A 22,757-nucleotide genomic window follows, 5' to 3' on the forward strand; every position below is an offset into this window, starting at 1 on the left:
AAAACTGTAAGTTTTGACGAAGCAATCTCAGGAATTTGTTATTATTTCATGAGATTGTCACGCAGCCTACGGCTGCTCGCAATGACGTTCACGTTTAATTTAATCAAATAAAAAAGAAAAATGCAAATAACGGTACGTGAAGCATTGCGTGATGCCATGCAAGAAGAGATGATAAGAGACGACAAGGTTTTCGTCATAGGCGAGGAAGTTGCAGAATATCAAGGAGCTTATAAGGTAACTCAAGGATTACTAGAGCAATTTGGTCCTCAGAGGGTAATTGATACACCGATAACGGAATATGGTTTTGCAGGGCTTGCAGTCGGAGCAGCTTTTGCAGGACTTCGCCCGATCGTAGAGTTTATGACCTTTAACTTTGCTATGCAAGCATTCGATCACATAGTTAATTCAGCTGCAAAAACGCATTACATGTCAGGCGGGCAGGTCAAATGTCCGATAGTATTTAGAGGACCAAACGGAGCAGCAAGTAGAGTAGCTGCACAACATAGCCAAAATTATACAGCTTGCTATTCCCACATTCCGGGATTAAAAGTAGTAGTTCCTTATAGTGCAGAAGATCATAAAGGACTTATGCTTACAGCTATTAGGGACGATAATCCCGTTGTTTTTTTAGAAAATGAAATTTTATACGGTCATAGTTTTGACGTGCCGAAAACAATCGAGCCTATACCCTTTGGTCAGGCAAAAATTTTAAGAGAGGGTAGTAGTGTCACTATAGTAACTTTCTCGATTCAAGTAAAACTTGCCTTAGATGCTGCAAATGTTGTGCAGAATGATAATATTGATTGTGAGGTTATTGATCTTCGCACTATTAAACCGCTTGATACTGAGACAATAATAGAATCAGTGAAAAAAACTAATCGTTTAGTTGTAGTGGAAGAAGGGTGGTTTTTTGCAGGTGTTGGTGCAAGTATAGCTTCTATTGTTATGAAAGAAGCATTTGATTATTTAGATGCTCCGATAGAGATTGTAAGCGGCAAAGATCTTCCCCTTCCTTATGCTGTTAATTTAGAAACACTAGCTCTGCCGAGTGAGAGCGATGTAATAGAAGCCGTTAAAAAGGTTTATTATTATAGTATTTAATGTATTAGCTTAGTTTTTTCGTCATTGCGAGCAACTGAAAGGAGCGTGGCAATCTCATAAGGCAAGATTCCAGAGATTGCTTTGTCAAAACTTACAGTTTTTCCTCGCAATGACGATGTCAACTTTTTTAGGCATATCTACTTTGCAGCTCTTTTACGGTCGTTAGGGTCAAGCAGAGCTTTACGTAAACGAATAGATTTCGGTGTGACTTCAACTCGCTCGTCATCTTGTATATAGCTGATTGCCTGCTCTAACGTTAAAAGCATTGGCGGAGTTAGCCTTATGGCTTCGTCTTTACCTGTTGCTCTAACGTTGCTCAGTTGTTTCGCTTTTAGTGGGTTTACCTCTAAATCATTATCACGATTATGTTCGCCGATAATCATGCCTCTATATACTTTGTCACTAGGGTTTATAAACATTTTTCCCCTTTCTTCTAGATTCCATAGAGCATATGCGACTGCTGCCCCGTTACCGTTAGAGATAAGCACACCGTTACGTCTTCCCTCGATATTTCCTTTATAATCAGCATATCCATGGAAAATACGATTCATAATCCCTGTGCCTCGTGTTTCGGTTAAAAACTGGCTGTGATAGCCGATTAACCCTCTAGACGGTCCGATAAACGTAACACGGCTTTTACCGCCGCCTGACGGCCTCATATCAGTCATTTCGGCTTTTCTCAGTGTTAAAGATTTTACGACTACTCCAACATAATCATCATCAACGTCAACTTGGATTTCTTCCATCGGTTCTTGCTTATTACCTTTCTCATCAGTTTGGAATAATACTTCGGGTCTGCTAATAGATAGCTCAAATCCTTCACGACGCATAGTTTCAATTAAGATACCAAGTTGTAACTCACCACGCCCTGCAACTTGGAAAGCATTTTTCTCGGCAGCTTCAGTAACTTTTAAGGCAACGTTACTTTCAAGCTCACGCATTAACCTAGCTCCAATTAAGCTCGACGTAACTTTTGTCCCTTCGCTTCCTGCAAGCGGTGAGTCATTAACGCTAAAAGTCATGGATAAAGTCGGCGGATCGATAGGTAGAGACGGTACGGCCTCGGTTACCTCAGGGGAGCAGATAGTATCGGCAACGTTGGCGTTTTCAACGCCTGCTACGGCAATAATATCGCCGGCTGTAGCATCATTTATAGCGATTCGCTCTAAGCCTCTAAAGGCTAATATTTTAGTGATACGTCCGGTTTCAAGTACTTTATTCTCACGATTTAATACTTTTACGTTTTGGTTAATTTTGACAGTGCCGCTTTGTACACGACCTGTTAAAACCCTACCGAAGAAAGAGTTATATTCTCTAGTAGTAACAAGCATAGAAAACGGTGCTTTGTCATCGGCTAAGGGTTTTGGTACATGCTGTACTATAAGGTCGAAAAGCGGTGCTAAATCATCTGCTAAATTGTCTAAAGGATTAATTTTATCATCAAAGGTTAAAGATGCTCTACCTGCTCTACCTGATGCATAAACTATAGGGAAGTCAAGCTGATCGTTGTTTGCTTCAAGTGCCACAAATAGCTCAAATACTTCATCGATAACTTCTTTAATTCTTTGGTCATCTCTATCGATTTTATTAATAACGACAATAGGTTTTAAGCCGAGATTTAACGCTTTAGAAAGCACGAATTTTGTTTGCGGCATTGGTCCTTCCGATGCATCGACAAGTAGTACTACACCGTCAACCATGCTAAGGATGCGTTCTACTTCACCGCCAAAATCGGCGTGTCCTGGCGTATCAACTATATTGATACGGATATCGTTCCACATAAGAGCAGTGCATTTGGCAAGTATCGTGATTCCACGCTCACGCTCAAGATCGTTAGAGTCCATAGCACGCTCAGCAACTGCTTGGTTAGCTCTAAATGTTCCGCTTTGTTTAAGCATGTTATCAACAAGCGTAGTTTTTCCATGATCAACGTGGGCAATAATTGCTATATTACGAATAGATGTCATCTTTAAAAATTCTCACAAGTTTACAATAGTTTTTCGTATTATACACTAAAATACCAAAAATTGGAATATAAGTTCTTGAAAAAGAAATGGATTTAACTGTAGAATAAAAATTACTAAGAATTTTTAAACTTTAAAATAAGAGAAATTAATGAACGATAATACAGTTTTATTTATATTTGATTGTGACAATACTTTAGTTGGACATTCGCATAATTATATCGGAGAGAGGTTAGGAGGTTTAATAGTACGTAATATACAACATCGCTTTTTTAGCTCCTATGAAGAACGAGAGCAAGAAAAAGTTAGGCTTGAGCAAAAATTTTCTATAGAGCTGATGGAGAAATTCCTAGATAATGAAAATTTAGGTTGGAAAATGAAGAGCAAATAGCACGCCTTTTTAAGAATATTATATTATCCGGTCATAAAATAGCTATAGCATCATTTAATGATTATCCTCATGCTGTAAAATATGCATTAGCAAGGTTACTAGGAAAGGAAGATGCAGCAAAAATTTATATAAAATCAGCTTTACCTTCTAATAATTTTGAAGAAATACAAAATTGTACTAAAAAAGAATATATAAGAGAAATAATTAATCATACCGAAATAACTGTCAGTGCTGCAAAAGATTATGGTATTACAGTAGTTTTGGTTAAGAACAAAGGAACAGAGCATATTCATGAAGCTTTTTTTATATGAATTTAATGAAATGAACAGCATGAAATTTATGTTGAGCTAGAAGAACCGGCTACTGAACCTTTGCTTAGTGATGGAGAGAGTACCTATTTAAGTCCTGAAGCAATAAAAGCTATTTCGTTTGAACCTATTTCTAGTGATTATTATTCAGATGGCGAATATATACCATGGGGAGGTGGGAATGTGCCAATGTTAGGTAAAGGTTAAGTTTTTAATTATAGACAAATTGCTTGATATTATTTATTCTTAGATTAATAAGGGTGTTGCTCCAGTGTCATTCCCACGTAGGCGGGAATCCAGTCATCTTGAATGTCATCCCGCGACTTGATCGCGGAATTTCAGGATACTGCCTGTGATACAAGATCCCGTGGTCAAGCCACGGGATGACAATTCTAGCCGATACCGTTTAACCTAAAAGGATCAAAGGATGATATATCGAATATTATGTTTATGCATATTCATAATAAATTTCTCAACGATTACGGAGGCACAAAATGTGCCAATTAAAGAAGATAATTTTAAAGTTAGAGTAGCTGTTGCTGATGTACAATCTATATTGGAAGGTTCGATCGCTATAAAAGATTTGCGTAATAAAATCGAAAAGCTTAATCATAAAATTCAAGAGAATATTGCTGCAAAAGAAGCAGAATTTAAACCGCTGGAAGAGAAGCTGCTAAATGAGCGTTCTCATTTAAGTGAAACTGAATTTGAGCATAAAGTAAACGAATTTAATGCAAAAGTTAGCCACGTTAGAAAAGAAATTCAGATTAAGAAAACAAAGCTTGAACAAGCCCACGCTGAGGCTATGAGTAGAGTCCATGAAACAACTATTACAATAATTAGTGAACTTGCCGAGAAATATAACCTTAATTTGGTAATTCCAAGTGCTCAAGTCTTATATGCCAAAAATAATTTGAATATAACTTCCGAAGTGACTTTTATGTTGAATGAGAGATTAAAAGAAGTAACGATAAACTATTGATAGTATTTTATGGATTTTTGTGTGTCATTCCCGCGTAGGTGGTAATCCAGAAAAATAACTTCAATATTGATACAAGAAGTTACATATTTGATAAAATAAATCTATAAAAACTAGTTTTTATAGATTTTACTGGGTTCCCGCCTACGCGGGAATGATATAAACAAGAGAGTATTTAATATGGCAGAATTTACACCGATTACAATTGCATACGGGGACGGTATAGGTCCTGAAATAATGGAGGCAGTGCTTTATATATTACGTAAAGCCGAGGCTCGTATTCGTTTAGAAACCATTGAAGTAGGTGAAAAGCTTTACAAGAAGCATTATACTTCAGGCATAAGCGAGGAAAGCTGGGAATCAATACAACGCACCGGTATTATACTTAAAGCCCCGATTACTACTCCGCAAGGTGGAGGATATAAAAGTTTAAATGTCACGATTCGTAAAACATTACAGCTTTTTGCTAATATTCGTCCTGCCGTTTCGTTTCATCCTTTTACTAGAACATTACATCCAAATTTGAACCTAACTATTATACGTGAGAATGAGGAAGATTTATACGCAGGTATAGAATACCGTCAAACGCATAATATGTATGAGTCAATGAAGTTGATAAGTCATACAGGATGTGAGAAGATTATTAGATATGCTTTTGAATATGCAGTAAAACATAACCGTAAAAAAGTCATGTGTTTAAGCAAAGATAATATTATGAAATTTTCCGATGGGATTTTGCATAAAGTATTTAATGAGATTGCAAAAGAATACCCGCAAATTAATAACGCGCATTATATTATCGATATTGGGACGGCAAGGCTTGCTACCAAACCGGAAATATTTGACGTTATCGTAACTTCTAATTTATACGGTGATATCATATCTGACGTAGCTGCTGAAATTTCAGGCTCGGTAGGTCTTGCAGGTTCTGCAAATATTGGGCAGCATTATGCGATGTTTGAAGCGGTACATGGAAGTGCTCCCGATATTGCCGGTAAAGATATCGCAAATCCTTCAGGGCTTTTAAATGCTGCAATAATGATGCTAGTACATATAGGGCAGGGTGATATCGCTACATTAATCGAAAATGCTTGGAAAAAAACTATAGAGGATGGCGTTCATACAGCCGATATATATAACGAGCAGAGTTCTAGTAAAAAAGTCGGTACAAAAGAATTTGCCGCAGAAGTAACGAAAAGATTAGGACAGTTACCGACAAAGCTACCTAAAGCAGATTATCCCTTAATTGCTGAGAAGCAAGAAAGCAATATAGATTATAAAATTGATACTAAAGAAGTTAAGAAATTGGTTGGTACGGATATATTTGTGAATATGAATGTATCTTCCGCTCATGATATAGCAGATAAAATTAATAAACTTGATCTTGGTAATTTTGAGTTAAAAACAATCTCGTCAAAAGGATTAAAGCTGTGGCCTCGTGATACAAGGTTTGAAACTGTTTCCGATCATTGGTGTTGTCGTTTTATGAATAAAGACGGCACAGAAATAAAGCATTTAGATATAACAAGATTGCTTGAAGCTTTAAGCACAGCAAATATCGATTTTATCAAAGTAGAGAATCTGTTTGAATTTGACGGGGTTGCAGGTTATAGCTTGGCTCAAGGTGAGTAAAAACGTCATTGCGAGTGAACTTTAGTTCGTGAGGCAATCTCAGGACTTGTGCATGAGGTTGCTTCGTCAATTATTTCATAATTTCCTCGCAATGATGAAAAAAGGATAAACACAATGACACTATACTATATAGGAATTTTATTAGTAATTATTGGATTATTTGCTATATTTTCAGGAATAATCGGTTTTTTTAGATTTCCTGATTTTTATACTAAATTACATGCAGCAAGTGTTATTGAGAGTTTCGGCGTGCCTATTTGCTTAATAGGTTTTGCGTGCATTGAAGCAGATATTGTGAACTCTGTTAAATTAATTTTAGCGGCTTTATTGATTTTTATACTAAATCCGGTAGCAACTCATGCACTTGGTAAAGCATCTTTATTTATGAAAATTAGAGCTGATAGTACCGTCGTTGCGAGGAAAATTACGAAGTAATTGACGAAGCAATCTCAGGATGCTTGATAAGATTGCCACGTCGAAATTACGTTTCTCCTCGCAATGACGTTAAATTTTAATAACCATATGACAGTAAAGACAGCTTTAAATTTTGATCTCGGCAATTACCTACTTAACTTAATTGCTTTTTTATTGATCTTAATCTCGATAAAAATAATTTTTGCTAAAGATTTACTAAATGCAGTGATTGCTGCTTCTGTATTTAGCTTATTAATTGGTGTATCCTATCTTATTATGGATGCTCCTGATGTCGCAATGACCGAGGCAGCACTTGGAGCTTGCTTATCAACATGCGTATATTTGAATTTGTTGCGTAAATTACCTTCGGATTTAAAGAATATTGAGAGAACTAATATTATTCCAGCAAGTTTAATATGTTTATTGTTTGTAGTAACGCTTGCTTATATGGGGCTAGAATTACCGAATTACGGTGATGATAATGCTCCTATTCATATGCATTCAAGTAAATATTATATCGAAAATACCTCTAGAGATATAGGTATACCTTCTTTTGTTGCAGCTATTCTTGCAAGTTATCGTGGATATGATACTTTAGGTGAAACTAGCGTAATTTTAATTGCAGGAATTGCCGTGCTGTTGATATTTTCAAGAAAGTCTGATGATGCCATACCGCGACTTGATCTCGGTATCTCAGGACACAGCAGGCGATACAAGATCCCGTGGTAAGCCACGGGATGACAAATCCAATAATAAAATATATTACTAGTTTTATAATACCTTATATAATTTTATATAGTATATATATTCAGCTTAACGGTGAGTCTTCGCCGGGTGGTGGGTTTCAAGCAGGTGTTATATTTGCATCTAGTCTTATTGCTTATGATTTAGTTTACGGTAATCGAAAATTAAGCCGATATTTTCCTCCTAACGTGCTAGTTTGTATTGCGGTTTTAGGTGTAGCAATATATGCAATTGTAGGAACAATATCACTCTTTTTTAACGATAATTATTTAAATTATTATGCACTAACAAATTTTATCAATGATAAGCTACTTGCTCAGCATATTGCGATAGTTATTGTTGAAATTGGTATAGGTTTAACTGTTGCAGCTATTATGTACTTAATTTACAACGTATTTAATAATTATGAATAGTCTATTTGTACTAATTAAGCGTGAATTGATAGTGCAGAATCGCATTAATAATATAATTAAATATCTAGTTATATTTTTTTTATTTTGCATAATTAGTACTGTTTTAATTAACAGTGAAAGGGATATTAACAAATTCGGTTTAATTTTTGCGGTCATTTGTTTATTAATTTCATTAATCGGTTTTTCTTCGGTTATATTTAAATCTGATTTGGAAGACGGAAGCTTAGAGTTATTATTATCAATTGTTAGTCATGAAAAAATTATATTGGCTAAATTTTTTGCTATATTTATCAGTAGTACGATAGGGCTGGTTTTTGTTTTACCCATTATTTATGTCTTGTTTGATAAAACTTTGCTTGAGATAATATTTTTCTTTATTAGTGTATGGATGATATTAGTGTTATCAAGTAGTTTAGTAGTGTTATCCGGTAGCGTGCAATGTTATTTTAAGAAGAATGCTAACTTTGTCGGTACGTTTATCATGCCGTTATTAATTCCGAATATTATAATGACAGGTTTAATATTACAAGATAATAACTTACAATTAATTTTTATTATGATAGGAATTAATTTAGTATTTTTACCGATTTCATTCTTCTTGAGTTCCTGTTTAATTAAAAATATTTATAATATTACGTGATTTTGCTTTATTTTTACTAATGTAGTGATATAAAATAAGATGAATATTATTAATAAATTTTTTGAGCAAAATATATGTGGCAGGCTTTACGAAGGTTAATGGCAGCAAATCCTATGGGATTTTTTCTGTGGTCTATTATCACTAAATGGTATTTAATTATAGCAGTTTCTTCCTTAATTACTTTATATTATACAGTATTGGGCTTAAAAAAAATTGGGTTTATAGATTATTTTACTGAAACTACAGTCGAGATATTAGATACAACTAAAGCAGTTGCTCAAAATTGTACTACAAAACTCGGTCCTAATTGGAATCGTTTAGTTAGTTTTTGGAATTGCTTAAGTGATCCTGGCGAATATAAGCATGAAGAAGGGACAGGAGCAAAAGTGTTAGAAGATGAAATCAATAAACTTACGCCAAAACAAGCAGATAGTGCTGCAGACGCTGAACGTCCTATAATAAATCCTTATGAAGCACTAGAAAATCCAAATAATCTTAATAATACCCCAAGCGGTAGTAATAATAATCGTTAATTTATGTCACTTTAATATTATATGTCGGATACTGAAGATAATAAAAACAAACAAACAACACGTCGTGATTTTATGGTTCTAACGGCTAGTAGTGTTGCAGCAATTGGGGCAGCATGTACTCTTTGGCCTCTCGTTAATTCTTTGAACCCTTCTGCGGACGTGCTAGCTTTATCATCAATTGAGGTTGATTTATCAAATATTGCGGTAGGTCAAACAGTTACGGTTAAATGGCAAGGTAAACCGGTTTTTATCACTAACCGTACGCCTGACAAAATAGCTGAAGCAAGAGCCGTTAAAATGTCAGAGCTGATTGATCCTGAAGCAGATGAAGCACGTGTGAAAGCAGGGCATGATAATTGGCTGGTGACGATCGGGATCTGCACGCATTTAGGTTGTGTACCGCTTGCTAATCAAGGTGAATATGATGGATGGTTCTGTCCGTGCCATGGTTCACAATATGATTCTTCAGGTAGAGTTAGAAGAGGTCCTGCTCCTTTAAATTTAGCTGTGCCGCCTTACACTTTTATTAGCGACAAAAAAATTAGAATCGGGTAATTATTTATGAATGAAGATATTACCCCTAAAAAGCCTAATGCTATTATAGAATGGATAGATTATCGTCTTCCTATTTTTGCATTCCTAAAGCATTTTAGTCATTATCAAACTCCGAAAAATCTTAGCTATTTGTGGAATTTAGGCTCTATTGCCGGTATTGCGTTAGTGATTCAGATAATCACCGGCGTCATACTTGCTATGCACTATACTCCGCATGTTGATCATGCTTTCGATAGTGTTGAGCGAATCATGCGTAACGTGAATTACGGTTGGTTACTGCGTTATACTCATGCGGTAGGTGCATCGATGTTTTTTGCCGCCGTATACTTACACATAGCAAGAGGTTTGTATTACGGCTCTTATAAAGCACCTAGAGAACTGCTTTGGCATATCGGTATCATCATTTTTCTAACCATGATGGCTACTGCTTTCATGGGTTACGTGCTTCCTTGGGGGCAGATGAGCTACTGGGGAGCAACGGTTATTACTAATTTATTTTCCGCTATTCCGTTAATAGGGGAATTCATAGTTACGTGGTTATGGGGTGGTTTTTCTGTTGATAACCCGACATTAAATAGGTTCTTCTCACTGCATTATTTATTGCCGTTTATTATTGTTGCTTTAGTGATGCTGCATTTAGTGGCCTTGCATCAGCATGGTTCAAATAACCCAAAAGGTATAGATGTTAAAAGCCCTAAAGATACTATTCCGTTCCACCCTTATTATACCGTAAAGGATTTTTTCGGTTTCGGAGTTTATTTCATAATATTTGCCTATTTTATTTTTTACGAACCTAATTATTTAGGACATCCCGATAATTACATTCCAGCAAATCCGTTAGTTACGCCTGCCCACATTGTCCCTGAATGGTATTTTCTGCCGTTTTATGCAATACTTAGAGCCATGCCGTCTAAGCTCGGTGGGGTGCTATTAATGTTCGGAAGTATATTTGTGTTATTTTTACTACCTTGGCTTGATACTTCAAAAGTTAGAAGTAGCAATTATAGACCGATATACCGAATGGCTTTTTGGATATTTATGGCAGATTGTTTATTGCTTGGTTATTTAGGTGGGCAGCCGGCAGAAGAGCCGTATATTACCATTAGCCGTTTTGCTGCTTGTTATTACTTTTTTCATGTCTTAGTAGCTCTGCCGCTGATAGGTAAATATGAAAAACCGCTGCCATTGCCGGAGGAGTTGTAAGAGTTAAGTCATTGCGAAGAGATGTCATTGCGAGGAAATTGCATAGCAATTGACGAAGCAATCTCAGGAGTTTGTTATTATTTCATGAGATTGCCGTGCAGCCTATGGCTGCTCGCAATGACGTTTTTTGTATTATACAAATTTATGAAGTAACCAATAGTATATTATAGTAACTAATAAGAAAAATGGTATACTCTATACTGGTGTTACTTTTAATTTAATAAAAAGAATATATCAACACAAAAATGATACAATTAAGGAGTTTAGTAAAAATTGATATTTTATGAGGTTCATCAACTATGAATTCAGCAATAAATAGAGAAAAACAAATTAAAGCCGGTTTAAGCAACAAAAAAATTAAATTAATAGAATAAATTGGAAGGAAAGACAAAATCTCAACACAACAATCTTATAAAATAATATATAAACTCCTGAGATTGCTTCGTCAACATTTTCAATTTTTCCTTGCAATGACGACTCAAAAAAATTTATGAAAACTAAACTACTTATCTCTATCATCATACTACTAACTTCGTGCTTAAGTTTAGCCAACGAAGAAGTATTACATCCAAAAAAGATGAAATGGTCGTTTGACGGCGTATTTGGTACAGTTAATCGTGAAGCAGCACAAAGAGGTTTTCAGGTCTATAAAGAAGTTTGTAGTGTCTGCCACGGTTTAAACAATTTATATTACCGTAATCTTAAAGATATCGGCTTTTCGGATGATGAGATAAAAGAGATTGCCAAAGGCTATACGATACAAGACGGACCTAATGATGATGGTGAGATGTTTGACCGCCCCGCTCTTCCCTCTGATCGTTTTGTACCTCCTTACCCTAATGAGCAAGCAGCAAGAGCAGCTAATAACGGTGCCCATCCTCCTGATTTATCGTTGATAATAAAAGCACGTCATGACGGAGCTAATTATATATATTCGCTACTTACCGGCTATACCGAACCGCCGGCAGATTTTAAGTTGATGCAGGGAACTCATTATAATCCCTATTTCCCTGGCGAGCAAATAGCAATGCCGCCGCCGCTTACAGACGGGCAGGTAACCTATATGGATGGTACTAACGCAAGTGTAGAGCAGATGTCGCAAGACATTGTGGTATTTCTACAATGGGCAGCTGAGCCGGAAATGGAACATCGTAAATCTATGGGTCTTAAAGTTATGATGTTTTTAGCGGTATTTACTATCTTTTTCTATATTGCAAAAAACCGCATTTGGTCTAATTTAAAGTAATTGTTGAGTGGAGCAGTTTTCCTATTATTGGCGTTGTTGCATGGATCATTAAACATGTTCAATGTCATTTCTGCGAAAGCAGGAATCTAGTTTTTTAATCTAATTATATACTAAATTTTTATATAGTTTGCTGTGTTTTTATCATTTTTTACTGGATTCCTGCTTTCGCAGAAATGACATAAATAATCAGTCCATGCTGCCCCTTTTTGCCTCTTTCTTAGTATAATGACTTATCTTTGCTATACTTATCCTAAAATTTATATAGATAGGTATTTATGATTACTTTACTTGTGGCGATAACAGGATTTATGAGTTCAATAATTCCTGAAATTTTGAAAATATATAAAGATATTAACGACAAAAAACACGAGATAAATATTTTAGACCGTCAAATTGCTAATAACAAAAACTTAATCAGTCTAAAACTTTTACAGAGCTTACCATATCACAAGAAATGGCGGAGTAATATTCTCTTTACTCCACTTATAAATCAGGTGTTAGTTGGGTTGATGCTTTAAATGGCTCGGTAAGACCCGTGCTTGCCTATAGCTTTTTTGCAATGTATGGAGGAGTTAAATATGTTCAATATAAATCATTAAAAAGTTCTGCTCTGCTAGTTGAATATCTAGATATATTATGGAGCATAGAAGATCAAACTATTTTTGCGGAGATTATTAGTTTTTATTTTGGGCAGCGTACTTTCAGCAAATTATGGAAATATAAGACTTGAATTTTAAATAGATAATTTTATATATTTAAGTATATAACTAACAAAATTAATGGTGGTTTTATGTTAAAGAGCGTAAGATTATATATTCCGTCTATAGCAGCTATGATTTTATCTAGTAATATTGCAATAGCTAATAAGAATTATGATGCCGGTAATGCAACGCCACTGCGTCAGGTAGCAGATTTAATAGATAATCAAATTACAAATATTGATAATTTATTTAAAAATAGATTGCCGCTTTATGAATCTAATAGCATAAAAAGCAATTTTATTACTAAAGATAAGCAGTATATTATTGTTATGGAAGTACCTGGCTTTGATAAAAGTCAAATTAAGGTTAAAGTAAACGGTAATAAATTATTTATTACAGGGAATATAGAAGAAAAAAATAAAGCTGATTATTCAGATAATTATATGAATAAAAATTTTAATTATGTAATATCATTATATGAAGATGTAGATCAGGCAAATATCTCTTCAAGCCTTAAGAATGGAATACTTACTATTATTCTACCTCGTATTGAGATTAAAGAACAAGAAGCAAGAGAGATAGTCATTAATTAATCAAGCATTGCTAATTTTTCTGAAACAAAACCTTTCTCTATATATAGTTAGGTAGTTTTATTAGCTCATGCTTTAGTTCATTATCTACTCCTATGGTTTCAAATTTTCGATCGACTAAGAAAATTATAGGTTTAGTGTTATGAATAAAGAAGAAGTCAAAATTCGGTTTGTTATCAAAATATCGATTAACACGCGGAAAATGATAAGCATGAGTAACAATAGCAATTTCGGCATTACTTAAGTCAATATTACCGTTTTCATGCTCTTTATATAGAGTGTTAAATTGTCCGCGCCGGTATTGGTTTGGTATTCCGGCAGCGTAAAAATATAAAAATTTTCTTTTGGATAATCGGTAATAATATTTTTATCAAGCGCTTCTTGTAGTAATTTATATCATACGCTCCGCCGTTAAACAAAATCATCGGTCCGTATTTTTGCAATTCTTCATATGTTAGGCTAGATATTTGCTTATCAAGTTTTTTATTTGCTACTTCTCTTGCAATCTCTATCTATGCCAAGCCTCATCCTATTATATCCGTCCTCTTTATCTGCAGCCTCTATATTTTGAGTATCGGAATTGATAGGTATTTTGATATAAGAATGTCTTGCGGATTTTTTCATTAGCAGGATCAAACTCTAGATTATTTACGGTTATTACCTGCTCAAAATGTTTATCTTGAGTAAATTTTTGATAACTCTGAAATCCTAGAACCGAGACTATAGCTATAATAAATATAGAAATAGCAGTAGTAAAGTTTTTCTAGTTTTTCATGTTGCGATAAAAATAATAAGGTTGAAATATGAAGAGGTCATACCAAGGCTTGACCATGGTATCAAGAAAAATAACTTTTAGTAATTTATTCGCTTTTTAGTTTTGCTAGATCTTGAGGGGTAGGCAGGAATTTTTCAAGCTTTTTAGGTAATGTTGCTGTAAGCTTAAATTGTGATACTCCTATTGGTTTTTGGATGCCTTCTATAGCGTATTCTACAGTAATACCTTGTTTTTCTTCGCACAAAATTAATCCAATTGTAGGATTGTCCGAATTATCTTTAATTGTGCGCTCCATTAAATTAAGATAAAAATTTAGTTTACCGGCATATTCCGGCTTAAACTTGCCGGTTTTTAATTCAATAACAACATACATAGCATTTGAGTTTTATGTGATAAAAAACTAAATCCAAATAATAATCTTCTCCCTCAAGTTCTATATGATACTGATTGCCAACAAATGCAAAACCTTGTCCTAACTCTAATAAAAAGTTTTTAATATTATCTATCAATTTATTTTCTAAATCTCGTTCTATTATTTTACCTTGAATATCTAAAAATTCTAAGTTATACGGTTCTTTTATAATCGACCTGGCTAAATCGGACTGTAGCTCAGGTAAAGTATTGGAAAAGTTATTTATACCTTTTTCGCTGACCTTTCATGTAAATTACTTTTAATTTGCAAAGATAATACATTTCTTGACCAACCATTTTCGATGGTTTGTTGTGCATACCAAATTCTTTGATTTATATTTTTTAGTTTTGAAAAAATAATAATATTATGACTCCATGGGATTTCTCCAACCGCCTGTTGGAGAATTTGGTCATTATTATATTCTGCAAAAAACTGACGCATATAAGAAAGGTTTTGATATGATAATCCTTTCATTTTAGGAAATTCTTTACGCAAATCATCAGAAATATTTTGAATCACTTTTGATCCCCATTTTTCTTTATTCTGACGTTCTAAAATTAATTTTCCTATATGCTAATAAAGAACTATCAATTCTTTATTTGCTGCTAAATGGGCTCTAATACGAGCTTTGCTAATTTCTTGTTTTAAATTTTTAATTAAATTAGTATATGATTCATTACTTAAAGTATTGCTCATTGATTTTCACTACTTCTTACCACCCACATTCATAGCAAGGTTTGCGGAAACAAATTCTTCAAGGTCACCGTCAAGCACTCCTTTAGTATCGGAAGTTTCATAATCAGTACGTAAATCTTTTACCATGTGATAAGGTTGCAAAACATATGATCTAATTTGATGTCCCCAGCTATTATCGGTTTTAGCGGCATTCTGCTCGTTAACGCTATCGGTACGTTTTTGCATTTCAAGCTCATAGAGTTTGGCTTGAAGCATTTTCATAGCTTGAGCTTTATTTTTATGCTGCGATCTATCGCTTTGGCATTGTGTTACCGTACCGGTCGGTATATGAGTGATACGTACAGCTGAATCGGTAGTATTAACGTGCTGCCCGCCGGCTCCCGATGCTCTAAAAGTATCGATTCTTAAATCTTTATCCTCAATAGTAATTGCTATATTATCATCAATTTCGGGATATACCCAGCTACTTGCAAAGCTAGTCATTCTTTTACCGGCTGCATTAAACGGAGAAATACGCACTAATCTGTGAACGCCAGTTTCGGTCTTAAACCAGCCGTAAGCATGCTTTCCTATTATCCTAATCGTGCATGATTTAATGCCTGCCTCTTCGCCGTTAATCATATTGATTATTTCGGTTTTAAAGCCGAGTCTTTCGGCAAAACGCAAATACATACGCATCATAATAGACGCCCAGTCATGGCTTTCAGTTCCCCCGGCTCCAGCATTAATCTCTAAAAAGCAATTATTACCGTCTGCTTCACCTGAAAACAAACATTCCGTTTCAAATTTGGCAGCAATGATGCTTAAATTTTTTAAGTCCTGTTCAATTTGTGAAAGTGTTTCTAAATCGTTTTCGGCTTCAGCCATTTCTTCAAGTTCTAAAGCATCTTTTAAATTGGATTTGAGTTTATTAAAAGCGTTTAGTTTTTCTTCTAGATTACTTTTTTCTCGCAGTAATTTTTGAGCATTAGCCTGATCATTCCATAAACTAGGATCGGCTGTTAACTCTTCTAACGCGTTCAGTCTTTCAGTTGATGCTTCAACGTCAAAGTGACCTCCAAAGTAGTTCTAAAGACTGCTCAATTTTTTTTACATAATTTTCTATTTCAGCTCGCATTATTTTTTCCTGTTATAAAGTTCGATTTTGTTATATATTATCGTAGTTTAGTGTCATTCTGCGACTTGATCGCGGGATAACAGACAATAAACAAATGCAAATTATATCACAATAATTATGAATCATCAAAAATATATAAGGAACTTCTCAATAATCGCCCATATTGATCACGGTAAATCTACGTTAGCCGATAGGTTAATTGAACATTGCGGCGGCTTGCAGGCTAGGGAAATGAGCCAGCAAGTGCTAGATTCGATGGATATTGAAAAAGAGAGAGGTATAACTATTAAGGCACAAACCGTGCGGCTTGTATATAAAGCTAAAGACGGTAACACCTACTATTTGAATCTAATGGACACTCCCGGGCATGTCGATTTTGCTTATGAAGTTAGTAGGTCACTTGCTGCTTGTGAAGGCTCGTTATTGGTAGTTGATAGTACGCAAGGAGTAGAAGCACAAACGCTTGCCAATGTTTACCAAGCAATCGAGAATGATCATGAGATTGTACTGGTGCTTAACAAGCTTGACCTACCGGCGTCAGAACCTGAACAGGTTAAGCAGCAAATAGAGGATATAATCGGAATCGATACAAGTGAGGCTGTGCTAATCTCTGCTAAAAGCGGTATAGGGATTGATTTAGTTTTAGAGGCTATAGTAAATAAATTACCTCCGCCAAAAGAAAGTAGTTCTGATATTTTGAAAGCTTTGCTTGTTGATAGTTGGTATGACCCATATCTTGGCGTGGTTATTTTAGTACGTGTTATTGATGGCTACTTACGTAAGAATATGCGTATTAAAATGATGGCTACTAACTCAGTTTATACCGTTGAGAATGTTGGCTATTTTACTCCGAAAAAACATATTTCGGATGTTCTGCATGCAGGCGAAATCGGCTTCTTTACTGCGGCTATAAAGCAAGTAGCGGATTGTAAAGTTGGGGATACTATCACTGATGAAAAAAAGCCTTGTGAGCAAGCTCTACCGGGTTTTAAACCAAACTTACCCGTAGTGTTTTGTGGTCTTTATCCAACGGATAGCTCGGAATTTGAGCATCTAAAGGATTCACTGGCTAAATTACGCCTTAATGATGCTAGTTTTGAGTATGAAATGGAAAGCTCTTCGGCACTCGGAGTAGGTTTTAGATGTGGCTTTTTAGGGCTGTTACATTTAGAGATAATACAAGAACGTTTAAGTAGGGAATTCGATTTAGATTTAATCACTACCGCTCCAAGCGTGGTGTATAAAATTCATATGCGGGACGGTGAGGACTTAGAGATACATAACCCAGCAGATTTGCCTGATTTACAAAAAATCGAATCAATGGAAGAGCCTTGGATTAAGGCAACTATAATGGTACCTGATGAGTTTTTAGGTGCGGTACTATCGCTTTGTACGGAAAAGAGAGGGATGCAGCTTGATCATAGCTATATAGCAAATAGGGCTAAAATAATTTATAAATTACCGCTAAATGAGATAGTTTACGATTTCTACGATCGTTTAAAAAGCTGTTCTAAAGGTTATGCAAGTTTTGAATGGCAAATGGATGTTTATGAACCTTCCGAACTTGTTAAGCTTGGGATTTTGGTTAACGCAGAGGTGGTTGATGCACTATCCACAATCGTACACCGCTCACGTGCCGAGCAAAGGGGGAGGGCATTATGCGTAAGGTTAAAGGATTTAATACCGAGACAGCAGATTGATATAGCAATTCAAGCAAGTATAGGTAGTCGTATTATCGCTCGTGAGACTATTAAAGCCCTACGTAAAGATGTTTTATCTAAATGTTACGGCGGTGATATAAGTCGTAAACGTAAATTACTTGAGAAACAAAAAGCAGGTAAAAAGAGAATGAGACAGTACGGTAATATCGAAATTCCGCAAGCTGCGTTTATTGCAGCTTTAAAAATAGGTGATGAATAAAACTTTTTTATTTTATATAAAGAAAACGCTAGACGTTATAATAAAGATTTGTTATAAGAAAGTATCTGAATCTTCCAGATGCTTCTAATGTTCCTCGGTAGCTTAGTGGTAGAGCAAACGGCTGTTAACCGTTCGGTCGCTGGTTCGAGTCCGGCCCGGGGAGCCATTCCTCAATTTTTGACAACTTTACGAATGAATCAAACGGCGAATGCAGCATAAAGTCAAGCTTTTTGCCTGTTAATTTAATTGAAAACACAGTTTTTATTAGGTGTCTTTTTCCCTCAGCATTCGACAAAACAAAATATTGATGTGCATTGGCAACTAAATTTAGTACATCTATCATTTTGTCCGTAAAACAATCATCACCTTTATTATGCTCTGCTATCTCTAACATTACTTTATCACGACGTGTTGTTAATTTATATTTATCTTCTTCGTATTCTTCATTTGTAAATATACCTTCTAAAAGTTTACTTCTAAGCTTATCAAGGCTATTTTTTACACTGATAAGCTCTTTATTTCATTCTGTTATTCTTGTGTTATAATAATCTTTTTCATATTTTGCCGATTCTTTAACACTTTTAATTATTTTGCTCAATAAATCAGGCTCAATATACATTGATGCAAAAACTTTTTCTATTTGTTCTATAATTCTTTAGTAACAATAGGCTTGTAAATATGAGGGTAGTATTTGTTGCCTTTTTTATAATGTATTACTCCGTGATAAAAAGTATTATTTAATATTTTATGTCGGGCAATGGGGAGTATTAGATGTGTTAGTTAACCCTTATGCACTTGGTACAAGCGACAGTATAAGAATAAGATTTATGCAGGATATCGATATTGCCATAAGACATCCTGAATCTTTTGCCGTTGCTAGGAAATGATCAACTAGCTTTTCTTGCTGCTTCCATAGTACGAATACGATTTTAATATGAGGCCATTCATTACGCTAGGCTAATTTTAAATCATATCTTGCTTGTAAATTAATCCATAACTGGGCTGAAGTGTGAAAATATTTACCTAATCTCAGTGCCATATCAGTCGTAAGAGTTCGTTTGCCATGCACTAGCAACGCCAAGTAAGAAATCATCGCCTATTCAACTATCAAAACCGACAGTACTGCTGGTTGAGTTATATTTATAACCGCTTAGATTATTTTGTGCCTTTTGAGGACTATTGCCGACAAAAGGACTAGCCCACGTACCGAAATCTACTTCTGTCTCATCACCGGCAGAAATAGAGAATATTTTTAAAGCCATAGATACGGAAGAAAAGATAAGGGAGTTGTTTGATAAAAATTATCAAGTTCAAGAAGAAAAAATTGATAATATAGCTAAGTCACTAAATGAAGAAAATAAGTTTGCGATACTTCGCAGAAATCTAACTAATAAAAGTACCTCAGAAATAAAAAATATAGTTGAGAAAATAAACAGAATGCAAGTTGATATAGGTAAAGTATTGTTACTCAGTAGTGCAGGAATAGGTAAAACCACGTTAATGCATTATCTATCTTATAAATGGGGAAAAGAAAAACTATGGAACAACAAATTTGATTATGTATTTAGAATCAGGTTAAAGGAATTGTTAAGCTGGACAGTACGTTATGGTACTAATATAGATGACGATATACTAAGTTGTTTTGTCCATTATTGTTTAGATTCTAACGATATAAAACTTGAAGATATAAAAAGCATACAAGATAAAGATAGGATATTATTACTACTGGATGGTTATGATGAGGTAGCGTTTTTATCACAGAGTAATCGTGATGACCGAGATATTATGGATTCGGTATTTCAGTATAAAAATATCGTAATGAGTTCTAGGCCTAATGCGGTTATAGAAGAAATGAGCAACAGATTTGAGCAGAAAGTAGACAATACAGGCTGGGATAGTGAGGGAATAGAGCAATATGTACATAAAAATTTTGAGTATGATAAAGAGCTTGGAACACCATTAAAAATCTTTTTGGATACTCATGGCCAAATAAAAGAAATATGTGCAGTTCCTATCAATACTGCATTAATATGTTTGATTTGGAGCGATCAAGAAATAAGGGATAAATTTCAAAAAAAACAGTAATCAAGATTTTAATATAAGTCGTTTATATAGTGAAATAATAATTTGTTTTTTTTCTAGATGCCTATTATTAAGCCAGTTTATTATTTCACTATATAAACGACTTAAATATAAAAATAAAACTGAAGCTAATAATCACTTAAAAAACAAAATGAGTTTTTTAGAGCAAATAGCTTATGAGTCGTTTGTTGCAACAGGGAAGTGAGTAGAGAACAAAGTAGTAGAAAGCAAGAAAGATATATTAGATATAGACGAAGTTATAGAACAAGGGATATTAAGAATAGAAGGGCAAAATTTTCAATTTATTCATTTAACATTTCAAGAATATCTAGCTGCATGTTATTTAAAAAATCAGTTAGCAGATAACAACACAAAATATAAAGCAGCAAATTTTATAGGTGCGCATCGAAACGATCCGAAATATCTAATGACTCTGAAGTTTCTAGCAGGGATGGTAAGTAATGAAAATAATCAAGAGTTAATAGAAATATTTTGGAAAGCTGTAACATGTAATGTGGATAGGATATTAGAGTTAGGGATTGAAAGAAAGATTATACTCTTAATGCATTTATTAGCTCAAAGCAACATTAACGGGAAATTTGATAGTAGAATACCGAATTTAAAACAAATACAAAATTTAATAGATGAAGTTGTGCTAAAAGATATTACAGGTTGGGAACAACATATAATAGACAGTGGTTATTTATCGGAAGCGATTGTTAAAACAGTAAATGAAAAATTACAAAATAAAAAAACTGACCCTCAAGAATTTAAAAAAGTTATAGGAATCATCACAGGATTAGCAAATAAGAAATGAATGGGGCAGTAAAACAAAAATTTATAAGAAGTTAACAAGCCTATTAGAAATTAAAGATGAACAATTACAAAAATTAGCCCAAATATGAGATGAGACGATAGATAAGACAGTATTACAGGAAAGTTAAAAAAAAATAATACCGTTATTAAATAAAAAGGTATTAAATGAATATGTAAATATAATATTGATTGAAATAATTAATATTATGCCTAATTTAGATATAAAAATATTAAATCAGGTAAAAAAAATTATACAACAAATACTTAGTTACTAAAAGCTTAGTTAAGATAGTAAATACAACACCTAATATAGCACCCAAGGCATTTAATGCACTGCAAGAATTATTTAATGATCCTATAGAAAATTTCAAGTTCGAGGCAGTTTCAGTTTTAGTTGAAATAGTAAAGGCAAAGCCTAGTTTAGTAAAAGAAGCATTGAACATATTGAAAACACTAATCCGTAATGCCTAATTATGTCAAATTTGATACTGTGCAATGTTTAAAATCAGAATAACTATTTGGTAACCCTAATAATGAAATTTTATATCAAGCTACTCGAGAAGCTTAACTGAAATGCTAAGTGTAATGTATGAACAATAAGCTTTAAATACACTGCAAGATCTACTAAATGATTCTAATATTTATATTAAGGCTACGGCTGTTGTAAGCTTATAGTTAATATATATTGTACCAAGTTTAACATTATTGTAGTTATTTGGAGCTTAACTGAAACAGTACGTATAAATCCTAGTTTAGCCCAAGAGACATTAAAAATATTGAATACACTACTTAATAACCCTAGTAATTATATTGAATTCACAATCGCCAAAATCCTAGGTTGGATAATACAAATAAACCCCAATATATCACATGACGTATCTAAAATACTGAAAAATTTATTTAGTAATTCTGACAAATCCGAGTCTGCTTTAAGTTTAGTTGAATTAGGAAAGGTAAAACCGGTAGAAGAAGCATTTAAAGTGTTCAAAGATATACTCAGTGACCCTTATGTTGACAGATATGCTAAGTATGCAGTTGCTGTAAGTTTAATTAATATAATAAATGTAAGATCATTTGATAAAGCTAGTTATAAACAAGTTAATAGGTTAATAAAAATAATTGATCTACATAGAACTCAAATTTTTGATAAGGATTTATATTTAGAAATAGACGCCAAAACTACTCTACACACAATAACCGATTACATCACTCAAGAATATGAAAAAAGTAAAAATCCTGAAGTAATAGAATGGTTTATTGCGAGTTTTAACGAATTACCGAATATAAGCGAAACGCAAATCTTTTTAAAAGAAATATGTAAAAGCATATTAAAAAGCGGTGTGATAAATGAGTTGAGCGTAAGTTTATTTTAAATAGTATAAAGAAATATAATTTTACTTTTACGGTATCGGTTAGTAAAGCACCAGGAATAGAAGGCAAGATAATATTTGAAGATAGAAACTATGAAATATTTACAACCGATAATTCAGCAAGCAAAATAGTAAGTTTAGAGGAGTTTATAACT

At 34.1% G+C, this 22,757-nt stretch carries 26 protein-coding genes, 1 tRNA gene and 4 pseudogenes; 21 read left to right on the top strand and 10 right to left on the bottom strand.

Features of this window, described 5'->3' with window-relative positions:
- The first annotated feature begins 120 nt into the window (after positions 1-120).
- A complete protein-coding gene (locus ACSFFC_RS04280) occupies positions 121-1,101 on the top strand; it encodes a pyruvate dehydrogenase complex E1 component subunit beta (RefSeq protein WP_014410493.1) in 981 nt (326 codons plus the stop codon).
- Between the two features lie 137 nt (positions 1,102-1,238).
- On the opposite strand, the gene typA is transcribed toward ACSFFC_RS04280, so the two are convergent.
- Positions 1,239-3,068: a translational GTPase TypA gene (gene typA / locus ACSFFC_RS04285; protein WP_014410494.1), complete on the bottom strand. Its 1,830-nt coding sequence runs from the start codon at positions 3,066-3,068 to the stop codon at positions 1,239-1,241.
- A 148-nt stretch (positions 3,069-3,216) separates the two neighbouring features.
- On the opposite strand from typA, the gene ACSFFC_RS04290 reads away from it, so the two are divergent.
- From ACSFFC_RS04290 to ACSFFC_RS04360, 15 genes and pseudogenes are all read left to right on the top strand, one after another.
- The gene (locus ACSFFC_RS04290) at positions 3,217-3,456 is read left to right on the top strand and encodes a hypothetical protein (protein ID WP_014410495.1); all 240 of its coding nucleotides are present in this window, start codon (positions 3,217-3,219) and stop codon (positions 3,454-3,456) included.
- On the top strand, positions 3,435-3,767 hold the full coding sequence (locus ACSFFC_RS04295; protein ID WP_014410496.1) for a hypothetical protein: 333 nt from the start codon (positions 3,435-3,437) through the stop codon (positions 3,765-3,767). Before ACSFFC_RS04290 ends, ACSFFC_RS04295 begins: the two co-directional genes overlap by 22 nt.
- 60 nt (positions 3,768-3,827) lie before the next feature.
- The gene (locus tag ACSFFC_RS04300; RefSeq protein ID WP_014410497.1) at positions 3,828-3,971 is read left to right on the top strand and encodes a hypothetical protein; all 144 of its coding nucleotides are present in this window, start codon (positions 3,828-3,830) and stop codon (positions 3,969-3,971) included.
- Positions 3,972-4,191: 220 nt separating this feature from the next.
- Positions 4,192-4,746, top strand: a complete 555-nt coding sequence (locus tag ACSFFC_RS04305; protein ID WP_010977007.1) for an OmpH family outer membrane protein — start codon at positions 4,192-4,194, stop codon at positions 4,744-4,746.
- Positions 4,747-4,923: 177 nt separating this feature from the next.
- Positions 4,924-6,375 (top strand): NADP-dependent isocitrate dehydrogenase, encoded by a 1,452-nt coding sequence (locus tag ACSFFC_RS04310; RefSeq protein WP_014410498.1) that lies wholly within the window; start codon positions 4,924-4,926, stop codon positions 6,373-6,375.
- 114 nt (positions 6,376-6,489) lie between these two features.
- On the top strand, positions 6,490-6,810 hold the full coding sequence (locus tag ACSFFC_RS04315; RefSeq protein WP_014410499.1) for a Na+/H+ antiporter subunit G: 321 nt from the start codon (positions 6,490-6,492) through the stop codon (positions 6,808-6,810).
- 63 nt (positions 6,811-6,873) lie between these two features.
- Positions 6,874-7,946 (top strand): annotated as a pseudogene (locus ACSFFC_RS04320) (DUF4040 domain-containing protein).
- Positions 7,939-8,586: a heme exporter protein CcmB gene (locus ACSFFC_RS04325; protein WP_014410501.1), complete on the top strand. Its 648-nt coding sequence runs from the start codon at positions 7,939-7,941 to the stop codon at positions 8,584-8,586. The pseudogene ACSFFC_RS04320 and the gene ACSFFC_RS04325 overlap by 8 nt, the downstream one beginning before the upstream one ends.
- Before the next feature lie 74 nt (positions 8,587-8,660).
- Positions 8,661-9,119 (top strand): DUF2670 domain-containing protein, encoded by a 459-nt coding sequence (locus tag ACSFFC_RS04330; RefSeq protein WP_014410502.1) that lies wholly within the window; start codon positions 8,661-8,663, stop codon positions 9,117-9,119.
- Positions 9,120-9,140: 21 nt separating this feature from the next.
- The gene (gene petA / locus ACSFFC_RS04335) at positions 9,141-9,674 is read left to right on the top strand and encodes a ubiquinol-cytochrome c reductase iron-sulfur subunit (protein WP_014410503.1); all 534 of its coding nucleotides are present in this window, start codon (positions 9,141-9,143) and stop codon (positions 9,672-9,674) included.
- Positions 9,675-9,680: 6 nt separating this feature from the next.
- Positions 9,681-10,877 carry a cytochrome b gene (locus tag ACSFFC_RS04340; protein WP_014410504.1) on the top strand — a complete coding sequence of 399 codons (1,197 nt, stop codon included), beginning with the start codon at positions 9,681-9,683 and terminating at the stop codon, positions 10,875-10,877.
- Between the two features lie 190 nt (positions 10,878-11,067).
- Positions 11,068-11,154, top strand: a complete 87-nt coding sequence (locus tag ACSFFC_RS04345) for a GIY-YIG nuclease family protein (RefSeq protein ID WP_231282994.1) — start codon at positions 11,068-11,070, stop codon at positions 11,152-11,154.
- Positions 11,155-11,367: 213 nt separating this feature from the next.
- Positions 11,368-12,123, top strand: a complete 756-nt coding sequence (locus ACSFFC_RS04350) for a cytochrome c1 (protein WP_012719530.1) — start codon at positions 11,368-11,370, stop codon at positions 12,121-12,123.
- A 559-nt stretch (positions 12,124-12,682) separates the two neighbouring features.
- Positions 12,683-12,853, top strand: a complete 171-nt coding sequence (locus ACSFFC_RS04355) for a hypothetical protein (protein ID WP_016769997.1) — start codon at positions 12,683-12,685, stop codon at positions 12,851-12,853.
- A gap of 60 nt (positions 12,854-12,913) precedes the next feature.
- Positions 12,914-13,417 carry an Hsp20/alpha crystallin family protein gene (locus ACSFFC_RS04360; protein WP_012719531.1) on the top strand — a complete coding sequence of 168 codons (504 nt, stop codon included), beginning with the start codon at positions 12,914-12,916 and terminating at the stop codon, positions 13,415-13,417.
- A 237-nt stretch (positions 13,418-13,654) separates the two neighbouring features.
- Here ACSFFC_RS04360 and ACSFFC_RS04365 read toward each other — a convergent pair.
- The 7 genes and pseudogenes from ACSFFC_RS04365 to prfB all read right to left on the bottom strand — a co-directional run bounded on the left by ACSFFC_RS04365 (position 13,655) and on the right by prfB (position 16,414).
- Positions 13,655-13,839, bottom strand: a pseudogene (locus tag ACSFFC_RS04365) (hypothetical protein).
- 58 nt (positions 13,840-13,897) lie between these two features.
- A complete protein-coding gene (locus ACSFFC_RS04370; RefSeq protein WP_014410506.1) occupies positions 13,898-14,038 on the bottom strand; it encodes a hypothetical protein in 141 nt (46 codons plus the stop codon).
- 236 nt (positions 14,039-14,274) lie between these two features.
- Positions 14,275-14,599, bottom strand: a pseudogene (locus ACSFFC_RS04375) (PDDEXK nuclease domain-containing protein).
- A 15-nt stretch (positions 14,600-14,614) separates the two neighbouring features.
- A pseudogene (locus ACSFFC_RS04380) lies at positions 14,615-14,827 on the bottom strand (PDDEXK nuclease domain-containing protein); the annotation flags it as partial.
- Positions 14,824-15,120, bottom strand: a complete 297-nt coding sequence (locus tag ACSFFC_RS04385) for a DUF1016 N-terminal domain-containing protein (RefSeq protein ID WP_041472193.1) — start codon at positions 15,118-15,120, stop codon at positions 14,824-14,826. The gene ACSFFC_RS04385 and the pseudogene ACSFFC_RS04380, both read right to left, overlap by 4 nt.
- A gap of 54 nt (positions 15,121-15,174) precedes the next feature.
- Positions 15,175-15,297 carry a hypothetical protein gene (locus ACSFFC_RS04390; protein WP_261763522.1) on the bottom strand — a complete coding sequence of 41 codons (123 nt, stop codon included), beginning with the start codon at positions 15,295-15,297 and terminating at the stop codon, positions 15,175-15,177.
- Positions 15,298-15,306: 9 nt separating this feature from the next.
- Positions 15,307-16,414, bottom strand: a protein-coding gene (gene prfB, locus ACSFFC_RS04395) for a peptide chain release factor 2 (RefSeq protein ID WP_155813495.1) whose coding sequence is annotated in 2 segments (ribosomal slippage) — positions 15,307-16,344 and positions 16,346-16,414 — 1,107 coding nt in all. Because the reading frame shifts where the segments join, the coding sequence is not laid out codon by codon here.
- 117 nt (positions 16,415-16,531) lie between these two features.
- Here prfB and lepA point away from each other — a divergent pair.
- Both lepA and ACSFFC_RS04405 read left to right on the top strand, forming a co-directional pair.
- Positions 16,532-18,334, top strand: coding sequence for a translation elongation factor 4 (gene lepA, locus ACSFFC_RS04400; protein WP_014410508.1), 1,803 nt, complete (start codon positions 16,532-16,534; stop codon positions 18,332-18,334).
- Between the two features lie 91 nt (positions 18,335-18,425).
- Positions 18,426-18,500: transfer RNA gene (locus ACSFFC_RS04405), tRNA-Asn, on the top strand.
- 786 nt (positions 18,501-19,286) lie between these two features.
- Here ACSFFC_RS04405 and ACSFFC_RS04410 read toward each other — a convergent pair.
- Both ACSFFC_RS04410 and ACSFFC_RS04415 read right to left on the bottom strand, forming a co-directional pair.
- Positions 19,287-19,427, bottom strand: a complete 141-nt coding sequence (locus ACSFFC_RS04410; protein WP_014410510.1) for a HigA family addiction module antitoxin — start codon at positions 19,425-19,427, stop codon at positions 19,287-19,289.
- A gap of 7 nt (positions 19,428-19,434) precedes the next feature.
- Entirely contained in the window at positions 19,435-19,584 is a 150-nt protein-coding gene (locus tag ACSFFC_RS04415; RefSeq protein WP_315941661.1) for an autotransporter outer membrane beta-barrel domain-containing protein, read from the bottom strand.
- On the opposite strand from ACSFFC_RS04415, the gene ACSFFC_RS04420 reads away from it, so the two are divergent.
- The 3 genes from ACSFFC_RS04420 to ACSFFC_RS04430 all read left to right on the top strand — a co-directional run bounded on the left by ACSFFC_RS04420 (position 19,514) and on the right by ACSFFC_RS04430 (position 22,605).
- The gene (locus tag ACSFFC_RS04420) at positions 19,514-20,419 is read left to right on the top strand and encodes an NACHT domain-containing protein (protein ID WP_231282980.1); all 906 of its coding nucleotides are present in this window, start codon (positions 19,514-19,516) and stop codon (positions 20,417-20,419) included. The two genes, ACSFFC_RS04415 and ACSFFC_RS04420, sit on opposite strands and share 71 nt — an antisense overlap.
- 424 nt (positions 20,420-20,843) lie before the next feature.
- On the top strand, positions 20,844-21,233 hold the full coding sequence (locus ACSFFC_RS04425) for a hypothetical protein (protein ID WP_004996233.1): 390 nt from the start codon (positions 20,844-20,846) through the stop codon (positions 21,231-21,233).
- Between the two features lie 775 nt (positions 21,234-22,008).
- Positions 22,009-22,605 carry a hypothetical protein gene (locus tag ACSFFC_RS04430; protein ID WP_014410513.1) on the top strand — a complete coding sequence of 199 codons (597 nt, stop codon included), beginning with the start codon at positions 22,009-22,011 and terminating at the stop codon, positions 22,603-22,605.
- The last annotated feature ends 152 nt before the right edge of the window (positions 22,606-22,757 follow it).

Source organism: Rickettsia parkeri, assembly GCF_051427245.1.
Taxonomy (GTDB): Bacteria; Pseudomonadota; Alphaproteobacteria; order Rickettsiales; family Rickettsiaceae; genus Rickettsia; species Rickettsia rickettsii.

Bases quoted from the DNA above. Each gene is read 5' to 3' on its own strand.
- ACSFFC_RS04390 (WP_261763522.1), bottom strand. From the start codon at position 15,297: ATGAGCAATACTTTAAGTAATGAATCATATACTAATTTAATTAAAAAT.
- ACSFFC_RS04355 (WP_016769997.1), top strand. From the start codon at position 12,683: ATGTATGGAGGAGTTAAATATGTTCAATATAAATCATTAAAAAGTTCT.
- ACSFFC_RS04370 (WP_014410506.1), bottom strand. From the start codon at position 14,038: ATGAAAAAATCCGCAAGACATTCTTATATCAAAATACCTATCAATTCC.
- ACSFFC_RS04425 (WP_004996233.1), top strand. From the start codon at position 20,844: ATGACTCTGAAGTTTCTAGCAGGGATGGTAAGTAATGAAAATAATCAA.
- ACSFFC_RS04290 (WP_014410495.1), top strand. From the start codon at position 3,217: ATGAACGATAATACAGTTTTATTTATATTTGATTGTGACAATACTTTA.
- ACSFFC_RS04360 (WP_012719531.1), top strand. From the start codon at position 12,914: ATGTTAAAGAGCGTAAGATTATATATTCCGTCTATAGCAGCTATGATT.
- ACSFFC_RS04315 (WP_014410499.1), top strand. From the start codon at position 6,490: ATGACACTATACTATATAGGAATTTTATTAGTAATTATTGGATTATTT.
- ACSFFC_RS04305 (WP_010977007.1), top strand. From the start codon at position 4,192: ATGATATATCGAATATTATGTTTATGCATATTCATAATAAATTTCTCA.
- ACSFFC_RS04340 (WP_014410504.1), top strand. From the start codon at position 9,681: ATGAATGAAGATATTACCCCTAAAAAGCCTAATGCTATTATAGAATGG.
- ACSFFC_RS04330 (WP_014410502.1), top strand. From the start codon at position 8,661: ATGTGGCAGGCTTTACGAAGGTTAATGGCAGCAAATCCTATGGGATTT.
- lepA (WP_014410508.1), top strand. From the start codon at position 16,532: ATGAATCATCAAAAATATATAAGGAACTTCTCAATAATCGCCCATATT.
- ACSFFC_RS04310 (WP_014410498.1), top strand. From the start codon at position 4,924: ATGGCAGAATTTACACCGATTACAATTGCATACGGGGACGGTATAGGT.
- typA (WP_014410494.1), bottom strand. From the start codon at position 3,068: ATGACATCTATTCGTAATATAGCAATTATTGCCCACGTTGATCATGGA.
- ACSFFC_RS04350 (WP_012719530.1), top strand. From the start codon at position 11,368: ATGAAAACTAAACTACTTATCTCTATCATCATACTACTAACTTCGTGC.
- ACSFFC_RS04280 (WP_014410493.1), top strand. From the start codon at position 121: ATGCAAATAACGGTACGTGAAGCATTGCGTGATGCCATGCAAGAAGAG.
- ACSFFC_RS04325 (WP_014410501.1), top strand. From the start codon at position 7,939: ATGAATAGTCTATTTGTACTAATTAAGCGTGAATTGATAGTGCAGAAT.
- petA (WP_014410503.1), top strand. From the start codon at position 9,141: ATGTCGGATACTGAAGATAATAAAAACAAACAAACAACACGTCGTGAT.
- ACSFFC_RS04410 (WP_014410510.1), bottom strand. From the start codon at position 19,427: ATGATTTCTTACTTGGCGTTGCTAGTGCATGGCAAACGAACTCTTACG.